This is a genomic window from Frigoribacterium sp. ACAM 257 (assembly GCF_007954365.1).
In the GTDB taxonomy this organism is placed as follows: domain Bacteria; phylum Actinomycetota; class Actinomycetes; order Actinomycetales; family Microbacteriaceae; genus Frigoribacterium.
The window spans coordinates 798,568-811,974 of sequence record NZ_VOLO01000001.1; the positions used below are offsets into that span (position 1 = coordinate 798,568).

The window sequence follows — 13,407 nt, forward strand, 5'->3', positions numbered from 1 at the left end:
GCCGTGATGGTCGCCGTGTTCGTCATCGTGGCCGTCGTGCTCGTCGTCCTCGGGGGCCTGCTCGCGGCCGTCGACTCCGCGTTGGGCGTGCTCAGCCGGGGCGACCTGCTCGAAGAGGCGGAGCAGTCGCCCCGCAGCAGCGCCGCGTTGTCGGCGGTCGCCGCCGACGTCGGCGCGCACGTCAACGCCGTCAACTTCATGCGGATCCTGGCCGAGACCTCGGCAGCCGTGCTCGTCTCCCTGTCGTTCGCCTTCTCGGTCGAGCCCTGGTGGCTCGCCCTGCTGTCGTCGGCCCTGATCATGACGCTCGTGTCGTTCGTCCTCGTGGGCTCGAGCCCCCGCAGCGTCGGGCGTGCTCATGCTCGCGGCCTCGTCGTCGCCACCGCGGGTCTGGTCCGCGGCGTCCGCGTCGTGCTCGGCCCGTTGGCGGACGCCCTCGTCGCCCTCGGCAACAGGGTGACGCCCGGCCGGCCCCGCAGCGCGTCCTTCTCGTCGGAGGAGCAGCTCCTCAGCATGGTCGACGAGGCCACCGAGCTCGACGTGCTCGAAGAGGACGACCGGGAGCTCATCCACTCGATCTTCGAGTTCAGCGACACGGTGGTCCGCGAGGTGATGGTGCCCCGCACGGACATGGTCACGATCGAGTCCACGGCCTCCGTCCGGTCCGCCATGAGCCTGTTCCTGGGGCGCGGCGTCTCGAGGGTGCCGGTCGTGGGCCGTGACAGCGACGACGTCGTCGGGGTCGTCTACCTCCGTGATCTGGCGAGACGGCTGCACGAGCACGCCGGCGACGACGACGCCGCGGTGGCCGCCCTCGCCCGCCCGGCGGTGTTCGTGCCCGAGTCCAAGAAGGCCGACGACGCGCTCCGTCAGATGCAGCTCGACAAGAACCACCTCGCGATGGTGGTCGACGAGTACGGCGGCATCGCCGGCCTCGTCACGCTCGAGGACCTCATCGAGGAGCTCGTCGGCGACATCAGCGACGAGTACGACCGGACGGTGGCCGAGCACCGCGAGATCAGCCCCGGGGTGTTCCGCGTGAGCGCCCGGCTCGCGGTCGACGAGCTCGGCGACCTCTTCGGCATCGAGCTCGACGACGACGACGTCGACTCCGTGGGGGGCCTCCTGACGAAGCAGCTCGGGCGCCTGCCCGAGAAGGGCTCGATCGTCACCGTCTCCGGGCTCGTGCTCACGGCCGACCGCACGGAGGGACGGCGTCGCGACCTGCAGACCGTCCTCGTCGAGCGCGACCCTGCCCTGGTCTCCGCCCAGGACGCCTTCACCGACCCCGACTCCATCACCTCCCCGAGAGAAGCACCATGACGACCACCGGCGACGACACCGCTCTGCCCTCCATGCCTCCCGTCGGCCCTGACCACCGGGCGGGCTTCGTCTCGTTCGTCGGGCGGCCCAACGTCGGCAAGTCGACCCTGACGAACGCTCTCGTCGGCGAGAAGGTCGCGATCACCTCCTCGAAGCCCCAGACGACCCGTCGCGCCATCCGTGGCATCGTCCACCACCCGGCCGGTCAGCTCGTGCTCGTGGACACCCCCGGCATGCACCGCCCACGGACCCTGCTCGGCGAGCGCCTGAACGACGTCGTGCAGACGACTCTGGGCGACGTCGACGTGATCGGGTTGTGCATCCCGGCCGACGAGAAGATCGGTCCGGGCGACAAGTTCATCAACGAGCAGCTCGACGCGTTCCCGCGGGCCAAGAAGGTCGCCATCGTCACGAAGACGGACACGACGTCGCGACCGGCCGTGGCAGAGCAGCTGCTCGCCGTGAGCCGCCTCCGAGACTGGGAGGCGATCATCCCGCTCTCCGCAGTCGGCGACGTCCAGCTCGACGTCCTCGCGGACGAGCTCATCAAGCTCATGCCGCTGTCGCCCGCGCTCTACCCGTCGGACGCCGTGACCGAGGAAGTCCTCGAGGACAGAGTCTCGGAGTACATCCGGGAGGCGGCGCTCGAGGGCGTGCAGGACGAACTGCCGCACTCCCTCGCGGTCACCATCGACGACATGGTGCAGCGCGACGACAAGGACATCCTCGAGATCTACGCCAACCTCTTCGTCGAGCGCGACAGCCAGAAGGCGATCGTGATCGGCAAGGGCGGCGCGAGGCTGCGCGAGGTCGGCGCCCGGGCACGCGCGCAGATCGAGCCGCTCGTCGGGCACCAGGTGTTCCTGTCCATCCGCGTCAAGGTCGCGAAGGACTGGCAGCGCGACCCGAAGCTGCTGGGTCGCCTGGGCTTCTGACCCAGGTCGCGAGCCCTCCCTCCACAGGATGATCCTGGTCGGCCGCTGGTCGTCGGGAGCTCGACAGGCGCCCCGGCCCGCACCGTCGAGCCCTACGCTCGTCGGATGAGCTTCCGCCGCCTCGCGCCCTACCAGGTCGTCGTCGACGTGTCGGCGGCCCTCCTGCTCGGGTTCGTCTCGCTGCTGTTCCTCGACGGCGACCTGACCGGAGCCCTCGTCGTGCTCGGCATGGTCGTCGCAGCGGCGATCCGGCGCGTGTCCCCGTCGGTCGCGCTGACGCTCGCCTGGGTCGTCGCCCTGGGCGAGATGGCGTCGCTGACGACGCCGGGCATCAGCAACCTCGCCGTCTGCGCGATCCTCTACACGGTCGCCGCCTACGGCAGCGAGCGCGCGAAGTGGGCGGGTCTCGGCTCGGTCGTGGTGGGCGCGATCCTCGGCACCTTCTACGTGTCCGCCGTCCAGACGTCGTTGTTCGGCATCTCCTACGACGTCTACGGCATCACCGACGTCGTCCAGATCCTCCTGCAGCTCGGCATCACCTTCCTCGGCTTCCTCGGGCTGCTCGGGCTGCCGTGGGCGGCCGGGCTGCTGACCCGGGCACGGTCGACCGCGAGGGTGAGCCGCGAGGCCCAGCTCACCGCCGAGCGCGAGACCGCACGCGCAGAGGGCGACGCTGCTCGGGCGGAGCGGGAGGCGGCGCGGGCCGAGCGCGACATCGCCGTCGAGCAGGAGCGCAACCGGATCGCCCGCGACATGCACGACGTGGTCGCGCACTCGCTCGCCGTCGTCATCGCCCAGGCCGACGGTGCCCGGTACGCCGCGAGGGTCGACCCCACGAGCGTCGACGAGGCTCTCGTGACCATCGCAGGCACGGCCCGTGAGGCACTCGGAGACGTGCGCGTCCTGCTCGGGCAGCTCCGACACAGCCAGGGTGAGGCGCCGCAGCCGGCGCTGGGAGATCTCGACCGCCTCCTCGACCAGATGCGCGGCTCGGGTCTCGAGATCGACCACCGTGTGCACGGCGAGCCCCAGCAGCTGGGCACCAACCGGCAGCTCGCCGTCTTCCGCATCGTCCAGGAGTCGCTGACCAACGCGCTTCGGCACGGCGCGCGAGACGCCCCGGTCGGCGTGCTGTTCGACTGGCGCTACGACGCACTGCACCTGGTCGTCTCCAACGTGGTGCGGCCCGTCACCGAGCCCGTGGACCCGCGGTCCACGGGAGAACTGCGCCGAGGCGGCCACGGACTCGACGGCATGCGCGAGCGTGCCACGCTCGCGGGGGGATCGCTCACCACCCAGGACGCCGACGGCCGCTTCGTCGTCCACGCCATCGTGCCGACCCTGGCGCTCACGCAAGAAGTAGGGATGATCCGATGACCACCACCATCCGCGTCGCCCTGGTCGACGACCAGGCGCTCTTCCGGGCGGGCATCAAGATGCTCGTCGGCTCGCAGCCCGACCTCGAGTTCGTCGGCGAGGCGAGCGACGGCGAGGAGGGCGTGGCGATGGTCGCGGAGGCCCGTCCCGACGTCGTCCTGATGGACATCCGGATGCCCGTGATGGACGGCATCGCCGCGACCAGCGCGGTCCTGGCCCAGGCCGAGGCGGCAGCTCGGCGGCCGCCTCGCATCATCGTGCTCACGACCTTCGACCTCGACGAGGCGGCCACGAGGGCGATCCGCGGCGGCGCGAGCGGCTTCGTCCTCAAGGACGCGGATCCCGAGTTCCTGCTCGCAGCCATCCGCACCGTGCACTCGGGCACCGCCGTCATCGCGGCCTCGGCGACGCGCGAGCTCTTCGAGCACTTCGACGGGCGCTCGTCGCGGGCCGCGTCGATCCCGCCGGCGTTCGGCACCCTCACCAGCCGTGAGCGGGACATCTTCGACCTCGCGGCCCGCGGGCTGAGCAACTCGGAGATCGCCGGACGTGAGTTCCTCAGCGAGGCCACGGTCAAGACGCACATCAGCCGGGTGCTGTCCAAGCTGTCGCTGCGCGACCGCGTCCAGCTGGTCGTCTACGCGTACGAGCACGGCATCACCGAGTAGGCACCGCCGACCGGCGGGCCGGACGACTCGCTGGCTCGTCCGTCGCCGACGTGGCTCGGGTGCTAGATTCGCCTCGTGCTGTTCGGTCTGCTCCTCCTTAGCTGCCGCGACGAGTCCTGACCCAGGCCTCCCTCGTCGCGGAGTTCGTCGTCGGCCGACACCATCCACGCGCTGAGGCCCCGTCGTCGGGGCAGAGAAGACCTGAGTCATGAAGAACGCACAGATCCCCTCCGGGATGCCGATCCACAAGTACCGCCCGTTCCACGAGCAGATCGCCGTCGACCTGCCCGACCGGACGTGGCCGTCCCGCCGCATCACCGAGGCGCCGCGCTGGTGCGCGGTCGACCTCCGTGACGGCAACCAGGCGCTGATCGACCCGATGAGCCCTGAGCGCAAGCGGATCATGTTCGACCTGCTCGTCGGCATGGGCTACAAGGAGATCGAGGTCGGGTTCCCGAGTGCCTCGCAGACCGACTTCGACTTCGTCCGCAGCCTCATCGAGACGGGCGCGATCCCCGACGACGTGACCATCCAGGTGCTGACGCAGGCCCGTGAGCACCTCATCGCTCGCACCTACGAGTCGATCGCCGGGGCGAAGCAGGCGATCGTGCACCTGTACAACTCGACCAGCGTCCTGCAGCGGGACGTCGTGTTCCGCACGGACCGGCAGGGCATCGTCGACATCGCCCTCGAGGGCGTCCGTCTGTGCCTCGAGGCGGAGAAGACCGTCCCCGAGACGGCCGTCTTCTACGAGTACTCGCCCGAGAGCTACACCGGCACCGAGCTCGACTTCGCCCGCGACATCTGCAACCAGGTCATCGAGGCCTTCGACGCGACCCCCGAGCGCCCCGTCATCATCAACCTGCCGGCGACCGTCGAGATGGCCACGCCGAACGTGTACGCCGACTCGATCGAGTGGATGCACCGCAACCTCGCCCGCAGGGACAGCGTCATCCTGTCCCTCCACCCGCACAACGACCGCGGCACGGGCATCGCCGCCGCCGAGCTCGGCTACCTGGCCGGTGCCGACCGCATCGAGGGGTGCCTCTTCGGCAACGGCGAGCGCACCGGCAACGTCGACCTCGTGGCCCTCGGCATCAACCTCTTCACGCAGGGCATCGACCCCCAGATCGACTTCAGCGACCTGGACAAGGTCAAGCGCACCGCCGAGCACTGCAACCAGCTGCCGGTGCCGGAGCGCAGCCCGTGGGCGGGCGATCTCGTCTACACGGCATTCAGCGGCTCCCACCAGGACGCCATCAAGAAGGGCTTCGAGGCCATGGCTGCCGAGGCCGAGGCGAGGGGCACGAGCGTGGACGACCTCGTCTGGGCCGTGCCGTACCTGCCGGTCGACCCGAAAGACCTGGGCCGCAGCTACGAGGCCGTCATCCGGGTGAACTCGCAGTCGGGCAAGGGCGGCGTGGCGTACCTGCTCAAGGCCGACCACGCGATCGACCTGCCGCGCAAGCTGCAGATCGAGTTCAGCGGCGTCGTCCAGGCGCGCACCGACGCCGAGGGCGGCGAGATGTCGAGCGCCCACATCTGGTCGATCTTCCAGGACGAGTACCTCCCCGCCCCGATCGACGACGACAAGTGGGGCCGGTTCGAGCTGACGCGTACGGGCACGTCGAGCTACATGGGCGGCGTGACGTCGCTCGACGTCGACCTGCGCGTGGGCGAGACGGTCGAGTCGACCTCAGGCCGGGGCAAGGGACCGATCGACGCGTTCATCCAGGTCCTGGCCGGCCACGGCGTGCGTGTCGAGCTCTACGACTACGTCGAGCACACCCTCAGCGCCGGCGGCGACGCCCAGGCCGCGGCGTACGTCGAGCTCGACGTCGACGGCACGCGGCTGTGGGGCGTGGGCATCGACGCCGACATCTCGACGGCGTCGCTCAAGGCGATCGTCTCCGCGGTCAACCGCGCCGTGCGCCGCACGTCCGGGGTCCGCGAACTCGCCAGCGCCTAGGCGCCCGGCCCGCCCGGCGGCAGCCAGGCACCGTGTCGGCAACTCCTGAAGCGTGCGCGGTCGTGAGCACGGACAGCCGTGAGCGACGGCGGCGTCGCCGCGACCGTCAGGAGTTGCCGACACGGATCGCGTCTGCACGTGCACCGGCGCCTTCGGCACCGCGCCGGTGCACGGAAGACGTCAGCGCTGCCGCGCCGCTGCACGGAAGACGTCAGCGCTGCCGCGCCGCTGCTCGGGAGGCGTCAGCGCGGCCGGCGCCAACGCGGCAGCCGGCTGAGGGCGCGCTGTTCGGGCAGGGTCCAGCCGAAGCGGACGGCGAGCAGCCGGATCACGAGCGTGACCGACGTCCCGATGATCGCGGAGAGCGCCACCGGGGCCCCGATCGACACGAGCACGACGAGCACGACGGTCCCGGCGGCGGCGGCCACGGCGTAGAGCGACCCGACGTGCATCATCGCGATGGTCAGGTTCATCAACAGGTCTCGCAGCACCGAGCCCCCGACCGCGGAGATCACCCCCACGAACACGGCGGGGATCTCGGGCAGCCCGAGCGCCAGCGCCTTCGTCGAGCCGATCGCACCGAACAGGCCGATGGTGAGGGCGTCCAGGGCGGTGATCAGCCCCGCGAGCCGGTGGAACAGGCGCTGCAGAGCCATCCCGACGAGGGCGGCGGCCACGGCCACGAGCAGGTACCAGTTGCTCGACATGGCGCGGGGCACCTGTCCGAGCAGCACGTCGCGGAGGATGCCGCCGCCGAGCCCGGTGGCGATGCCGATGATCGCGACCCCGAGCAGGTCGAGGCGCCGGTCCTTGAACTCGGAGGCGAACATGGCGCCCTGCAGGCTGCCGACCCCGACGGCGAGGAGGTCGGCCCACAGGGGGATGGCGAAGGCCGTGGCGTGCATCCTGCACTTCTACCACGCGTGGGATCATGGGCGAGTGCCCGTCTACCGAGATGAATGCGTCGTGCTGCGCACCCACAAGCTGGGTGAGGCGGACCGCATCCTCACGATGCTCAGCCGCCAGCACGGCAAGATCCGGGCCGTGGCCAAGGGGGTGCGACGCACGGGCTCGAAGTTCGGCTCACGGCTCGAGCCCATGATGGTCGCGGACGTGCAGCTCTACGAGGGCCGGTCGCTCGACGTGGTGACCCAGGCCGAGTCGCTCGGCTCGTACGGCGCCCTGATCGCGGCCGACTACGCGAGCTACACGGCCGGGAGCGTCATGGTCGAGACGGCCGACAAGCTGACCGACGCCGAGGCCGGCCTGCAGCAGTACCTCCTCCTCGTCGGTGCCCTGCGGTCGCTGAGCCGGCGGGAGCACGCCCCCCAGCTGACCCTCGACTCCTACCTGCTCCGCGCGCTCAGCATCGCCGGCTGGTCGCCGAGCTTCGGCGACTGTGCCGTCTCCGGCGCGCCGGGGCCGCACTCGGCGTTCGTCGTCCAGCTCGGGGGAGTGGTGGCCGACAAGCACGCGCCTCCGGGGGCTCCGCGACTGGCACCTCCTGCGCTCGGGCTGCTCTCGGCGCTGTTGACCGGCGACTGGGAGGCGGCCGACGCGACCCCGGACGCGACCCGCAACCAGGCGAGCGGCGTCGTCGCCGCGTACACGCAGTGGCACCTCGAGCGCGGCCTCCGCTCGCTCCAGCACATCGACCGCGAGCCAGGCCGGGCACTGCCTGCGGCCGCCAGGGAAGGCACCCCGTGAAGAAGACCCACCGCGACGCCGTCGACTGGCGTCCCCTCGACTGGACGGGCCTCTACCCGCCCGAGCTGCCCCGGGGCGCCGTCCCCGAGCACGTCGCGATCGTCATGGACGGCAACGGTCGATGGGCGAACGCGCGAGGCCTGTCCCGCGTCGAGGGCCACAAGCAGGGCGAGGCCTCGCTGCTCGACGTCGTCGCCGGCGCGATCCAGCTGGGCGTGAAGCACCTGAGCGTCTACGCCTTCTCGACCGAGAACTGGAAGCGCTCGCCCGACGAGGTGAAGTTCCTGATGGGCTTCAACCGCGACGTCCTGCACCGGAGGCGCGACCAGCTGAACGCCTGGGGCGTGCGCGTCCGCTGGGCAGGGCGCAAGCCGCGCCTCTGGGGCTCCGTCATCAAGGAGCTCCAGTACGCCGAGGAGCTCACTCGTCACAACGACGTGCTCACCCTCACCATGTGCGTCAACTACGGCGGCCGCACCGAGATCGCGGACGCCGTTCGGGCGATCGCCGAGGACGTTGCAGCCGGGCGGGTCAAGCCGTCCGGCGTCAGCGAGAAGCTCATCCAGCGCCACCTGTACGCGCCCGAGCTGCCCGACGTCGACCTCTTCGTGCGCAGCTCCGGCGAGCAGCGGACGAGCAACTTCCTCCTGTGGCAGTCGGCCTACGCCGAGATGGTGTTCCTCGATCGGCTCTGGCCGGACTTCACCCGGACCGACCTGTGGGAGGCGGTCGTCACGTACGCGAGACGCTCTCGCCGTTTCGGCGGGGCCGTCGACGCGCCCACGCCGGTCGTGGACGCCGAGGGGAGCACGAGCACCAGCGGCTAGAACTGGATGTTCGCCCCGAGGAAGATCCGCTCGGCAGGCCAGAGGAACTGCAGCGTCAGCGGCCCGTCCGCGGGCCGGTGGAACCAGGCGTTGGCGAACACGGCCGACTCGCCCGGCAGCAGGTACCAGGTCGCCGCGTCGGACGGGAACGCCGACTCGAGCGACGTCGAGTAGCCGGCGTCCGTCAGCAGGTCCTGCCCGGAGAACACGTCCTGCTGGGCCAGGTCGTTGCCGTAGGCGGAGTAGTCGGCGCTCAGGTCGGTGAGGTCCAGCCGACGCTGCGAGTTGTTGGCCAGCACGTAGGCGGTGGCCTCGACGGCGGTGCCGGCGGGGTAGGGGTCGCTGCCGTCGGGCCGCGCGTAGATGGAGGGCGCCGTGGTCGTCAGCGTGCCGACGCTGTAGACGTAGATCGTGAGGTCCTTGTAGTTGACCTGGTTGAGGAGCGTGCCGCCCGGCGCCAGCTCGTCGGGCGAGGCCCCGCTCGTCCCGCCGCCGGTGCCCGGTGCGCCCGTCACCTGGGGCTGCGGCGCCTGGGTCGCGGTGCCGCCCAGGCCTGAGCCGTCGTCGACGCCGCCCTGGCCGACCGGCTGCAGGGTCGTGAGGTCGGGGAAGCAGGCGGTGAGCCCCACCAGCACGACGGCGGCGAGGCCGACGGCGGTCAGTCGTCTCTTCACGGAGCGGGCACCCTTCGTCTCGTCCCGTCAGCCTAGCTCGGGCCGCCGACGGCGCCCTGCGGCCCGGCCACCTCGAGGCCGTGCCTCCCTGGCAGCACCCCGGACACCGCCTCCGTCAGGACTCGGATGCTGGGCACGCGCCGGGCTCCGCGGCGGTGCGCGACCGCGATCACCCGCGCGACGGACGGGGGCAGGGTGACGACCCGCACCTCCTCGGGGACCGCCGCCGACTGCAGCGACAGGCCCGGCAGCAGCGCGATCCCGAGACCGGCCGCGACCAGGCCGAGCACGGCGAGGGCGTTGTCGGTCTCGAGGACGATGTCAGGTGCGAAGTCGGCCGCGGCGCACGTGGTCAGGAGGTGGCCGCGGCAACGCGGGCAGCCGCCGATCCAGCGCTCGGCGTGCAGTGCGCCGAAGTCGTCGCCCTCGACGAACGGGTGGGCGCGCGGCAGCACGAGCACGGTCCGGTCGACGAACAAGGCGGTCTCTCGGAGCGACTCGGGCACGCTGTCGCGATCGGTCGCGGTCCTGCCCGCGTGGCGGAACACGACCGCGGCGTCGACGGCTCCGTCGCGCAGCAGCGTCAGAGCCTCGGGAGGCTCGGCCTCGACGTAGTCGACCTGCAGGCCGGGGTGGCTGGCGCGCAGCCCCGACAGGACGTCGGGCACGAGGGTCGAGGAGGCGCTGGGGAAGCCCGCGAGCCGCACCCGTCCCGAGGTCGCGCCGCCGAGGTGGTCGAGCTCCTGGCGCGCCGCGTCGAGGGCGGCCTGCACGTGGACGGCGTGCTCTGCCAGGCGCCGTCCGGCCTCGGTGAGCTCGACCCCGCGGCCCGCGCGCAGGAGGAGGGGGTGGCCGACCCGGGCCTCGGCACGCCTCAGGTGCTGGCTGAGGGCGGGCTGGCTGTAGCCGAGCTCGGCGGCGGCGGCCGTCACCGTGCCGGTGTCGGCGACCGCCCGCACGATGCGGAGGGTCAGGAGGTCGAGGTCGTCGGTCATGCTCGAACCATAACTCCGCGTTATGACTGGCGTCACCATCCTGGTCTTGTCGTGCGGTGGCGCCCGGCCCAGGCTGGGGCCATGCAGGACACGAGCAGCACGATCTCCGTCGCGGACGCGGCCTCCCGTTTCGCGAGCGGCACCGGGTACCTCGCCGCGTGCACCATGGGGCTGCCCCTAGCGGACACGCTCGCGGCCCAGCGCGACGACCTCGAGCGCTGGACCACCGGCTCGCGCTCGCCCGTCGACTACGGGGACGTCGTCGAGCAGGCCCGGGCCTCGTACGCGCGGCTGGTGGGCGTGCCCGTCACGAGCGTGGCCGTGGGCTCGCAGACCTCGGCCATGGTCTCCGTGGTCGCCGCTGCCGCTCCCGACGGCGCCGAGGTCGTCTGCGTCGACGGCGACTTCAGCTCCGTCGTCTACCCGTTCCTGCAGCAGGCGCACCGAGGCGTGACCGTCCGCAGCGTCCCCGTCGACGAGGTCGCGGAGGCCGTCGGGCCCGGGACGTGGTGCGTCGCGTGGTCGGCCGTGCAGTCGGCGACGGGCGTCGTGGCCGACGACGCACGGATCCGCGCCGCGGCCGCCGCTCACGGCGTCCTCACCGTCTGCGACGTGACGCAGGCCGCCGGCGTGCTCCCGGTCGACGCCTCCTCGTGGGACGTCTCGGTCGGGCACGCCTACAAATGGCTCTGCTGCCCCCGGGGAGCGGCGTTCATGACCCTGTCCGAGCGTGCCCTGGCGCAGCTGCGGCCCGTGCAGGCCGGCTGGTACGCGGGCGACTCGGTCTGGTCGTCCTGCTACGGGCCCGCGATGCAGCTCGCCCACGACGCCCGCGCCTTCGACGTGTCGCCGGCCTGGCCGGCCTGGCCCGGCGCCGCTGCCGCCCTCGAGACGTTCGCCCGGCTCGACCCTGCCGAGACCTGGGCGCACGCCAGCGGGCTCGGCGACGAGCTCTGCCGACGCCTCGACCTGCCCGACCAGCACCAGGCGATCGTCACCTGGGCCGACCCCGACGGCCGGGCCGCTGCCTCGATGGGGGAGGCGGGCCTCACGGTCTCCGCCCGGGCCGGTCGCGTCCGGGTCGCCTTCCACCTCTGGAACACGAGCGAGGACGTGGAGGCGGTCGTCGCCTCCCTGGGGCGGTGACCGGGACGGTCGGGGCGGCCGGGGCGGTCGGCCCGATCGGGCGAGGCCGCCCGCGCGGCTAGAGTTGCCGGGTACCTCGACCGCCGGGCCCCCGAGCCCGGACCGATCCTCTGGAGCACACCCCGTGGCAGCACCCAACCGTCTCGATTCCGTCATCGCCCTGGCCAAGCGCCGCGGGTTCGTCTTCCAGTCGGGCGAGATCTACGGCGGTTCCCGGTCGGCGTGGGACTACGGGCCGCTCGGCGTCGCCCTCAAGGAGAACATCAAGCGCCAGTGGTGGCAGACCGTGGTGCAGGGCCGCGACGACGTCGTCGGGCTCGACTCCGCGGTCATCCTGCCTCGCCAGGTGTGGGAGGCGTCAGGCCACGTCGAGGTCTTCAGCGACCCCCTCGTCGAGTCGCTGCACACCCACAAGCGCTACCGGGCCGACCACCTCCTCGAGGCGTACGAGGCGAAGCACGGCCACCCGCCCGAGAACGGCCTGGCCGACGTGCGCGACCCCGAGACCGGCCAGCCCGGCTCGTGGACCGAGCCCCAGAACTTCTCCGGCCTGCTCAAGACGTTCCTCGGGCCGGTCGACAACGAGCAGGGGATGGCTTACCTGCGCCCCGAGACGGCCCAGGGCATCTTCACCAACTTCGACAACGTCCTCCAGTCGTCGCGCATCAAGCCGCCCTTCGGGATCGGCCAGATCGGCAAGAGCTTCCGCAACGAGATCACTCCCGGCAACTTCATCTTCCGGACGCGCGAGTTCGAGCAGATGGAGATGGAGTTCTTCGTCGAGCCCGGCAGCGACGAAGAATGGCACCAGTACTGGATCGACGCCCGCTTCCAGTGGTACGTCGACCTCGGCATCGACCCCGAGAACCTGCGTCTCTACGAGCACGCCGCCGAGAAGCTCTCGCACTACTCGAAGCGCACCGTCGACATCGAGTACCGGTTCCGCTTCGCGGGCGGCGAGTTCGGCGAGCTCGAGGGCGTCGCGAACCGCACCGACTACGACCTCAAGACCCACGCTGCCGCCTCCGGCAAGGACCTGTCGTACTTCGACCAGGCCAAGAACGAGCGCTGGACGCCCTACGTCATCGAGCCTGCTGCCGGCCTCACCCGGTCGCTCATGGCGTTCCTCGTCGACGCGTACACCGAGGACGAGGCGCCCAACGCGAAGGGCGGCGTCGACAAGCGCACCGTGCTGAAGCTCGACCGCCGTCTCGCGCCGATCAAGGTCGCCGTCCTGCCCCTGAGCCGCAACGAGCAGCTCTCGCCGATGGCGCGCGGCCTCGCCGCGGACCTCCGCAAGTACTGGAACATCGACTTCGACGACGCCGGGGCCATCGGCCGTCGGTACCGTCGCCAGGACGAGATCGGCACGCCGTTCTGCGTCACGGTCGACTTCGACTCGCTCGAGGACGACGCGGTGACGGTCCGCGAGCGCGACACGATGGAGCAGCAGCGGATGCCCCTGTCGGCGCTGCGCGGGTACCTCGCCGAGCAGCTGCTCGGCGCGTAGCGCGCGTCCCGGCCCGCCGGGCCGCACGTCCCGTCGGGCCCTGGCCCCGTCGCGCGCCTCCCGGGTCGCCCTGCCCCCGGGCCTGCCGGGTCGCCGTCAGGGCCTGGGCCCCGTCGCCGGTCGGCAACTCCTGACCGGTGCGCCGTCACCGTCGCACGCGGCGGGCTCGCGTGCGACTGCCCGCGCTCGTCGCAGGAGTTGCCGACGCCGGCTGTTCCGCGGCTCGCACGGCGCACAGCCTGCGCGACCGCTGCTCGCGGGCACGGGCACGGGCCC

The 13,407-nt window shown here is 71.7% G+C and carries 12 protein-coding genes; 9 read left to right on the forward strand and 3 right to left on the reverse strand.

Annotated elements, in window-relative coordinates; genetic code table 11:
- Positions 1 to 3 precede the first annotated feature (3 nt).
- The 5 genes from ES689_RS03695 (at position 4) to leuA (ending at position 6,272) form a co-directional block, all read left to right on the forward strand.
- Positions 4 to 1,323, forward strand: coding sequence for a hemolysin family protein (locus ES689_RS03695; protein WP_146900329.1), 1,320 nt, complete (start codon positions 4 to 6; stop codon positions 1,321 to 1,323).
- Positions 1,320 to 2,258, forward strand: coding sequence for a GTPase Era (era, locus tag ES689_RS03700; RefSeq protein ID WP_223269360.1), 939 nt, complete (start codon positions 1,320 to 1,322; stop codon positions 2,256 to 2,258). Before ES689_RS03695 ends, era begins: the two co-directional genes overlap by 4 nt.
- 105 nt (positions 2,259 to 2,363) lie before the next feature.
- Positions 2,364 to 3,635: a sensor histidine kinase gene (locus tag ES689_RS03705; protein ID WP_146900332.1), complete on the forward strand. Its 1,272-nt coding sequence runs from the start codon at positions 2,364 to 2,366 to the stop codon at positions 3,633 to 3,635.
- The gene (locus ES689_RS03710; protein ID WP_146900335.1) at positions 3,632 to 4,303 is read left to right on the forward strand and encodes a response regulator transcription factor; all 672 of its coding nucleotides are present in this window, start codon (positions 3,632 to 3,634) and stop codon (positions 4,301 to 4,303) included. Before ES689_RS03705 ends, ES689_RS03710 begins: the two co-directional genes overlap by 4 nt.
- A 208-nt stretch (positions 4,304 to 4,511) precedes the next feature.
- The gene (gene leuA, locus ES689_RS03715; protein ID WP_146900339.1) at positions 4,512 to 6,272 is read left to right on the forward strand and encodes a 2-isopropylmalate synthase; all 1,761 of its coding nucleotides are present in this window, start codon (positions 4,512 to 4,514) and stop codon (positions 6,270 to 6,272) included.
- A gap of 242 nt (positions 6,273 to 6,514) precedes the next feature.
- Here the strand turns inward: leuA and ES689_RS03720 are convergent, their stop codons facing one another.
- The gene (locus ES689_RS03720) at positions 6,515 to 7,177 is read right to left on the reverse strand and encodes a trimeric intracellular cation channel family protein (RefSeq protein ID WP_146900342.1); all 663 of its coding nucleotides are present in this window, start codon (positions 7,175 to 7,177) and stop codon (positions 6,515 to 6,517) included.
- 34 nt (positions 7,178 to 7,211) lie between these two features.
- Between ES689_RS03720 and recO the strand changes: the two genes are divergently transcribed.
- On the forward strand, positions 7,212 to 7,979 hold the full coding sequence (recO, locus tag ES689_RS03725) for a DNA repair protein RecO (protein ID WP_146900345.1): 768 nt from the start codon (positions 7,212 to 7,214) through the stop codon (positions 7,977 to 7,979).
- Complete coding sequence (locus tag ES689_RS03730; RefSeq protein ID WP_146900348.1) at positions 7,976 to 8,806, forward strand: isoprenyl transferase; 831 nt, start codon at positions 7,976 to 7,978, stop codon at positions 8,804 to 8,806. The genes recO and ES689_RS03730 overlap by 4 nt, the downstream gene beginning before the upstream one ends.
- Here ES689_RS03730 and ES689_RS03735 read toward each other — a convergent pair.
- Together ES689_RS03735 and ES689_RS03740 are read right to left on the reverse strand one after the other, a co-directional pair.
- A complete protein-coding gene (locus tag ES689_RS03735; protein ID WP_146900351.1) occupies positions 8,803 to 9,480 on the reverse strand; it encodes a hypothetical protein in 678 nt (225 codons plus the stop codon). The genes ES689_RS03730 and ES689_RS03735 overlap by 4 nt on opposite strands.
- A 32-nt stretch (positions 9,481 to 9,512) precedes the next feature.
- Entirely contained in the window at positions 9,513 to 10,475 is a 963-nt protein-coding gene (locus ES689_RS03740) for a LysR family transcriptional regulator (RefSeq protein WP_223269361.1), read from the reverse strand.
- Between the two features lie 81 nt (positions 10,476 to 10,556).
- Between ES689_RS03740 and ES689_RS03745 the strand changes: the two genes are divergently transcribed.
- Positions 10,557 to 11,621 carry an aminotransferase class V-fold PLP-dependent enzyme gene (locus ES689_RS03745; protein WP_146900357.1) on the forward strand — a complete coding sequence of 355 codons (1,065 nt, stop codon included), beginning with the start codon at positions 10,557 to 10,559 and terminating at the stop codon, positions 11,619 to 11,621.
- A gap of 124 nt (positions 11,622 to 11,745) precedes the next feature.
- Entirely contained in the window at positions 11,746 to 13,131 is a 1,386-nt protein-coding gene (locus tag ES689_RS03750; protein ID WP_146900360.1) for a glycine--tRNA ligase, read from the forward strand.
- Positions 13,132 to 13,407: the final 276 nt, after the last annotated feature.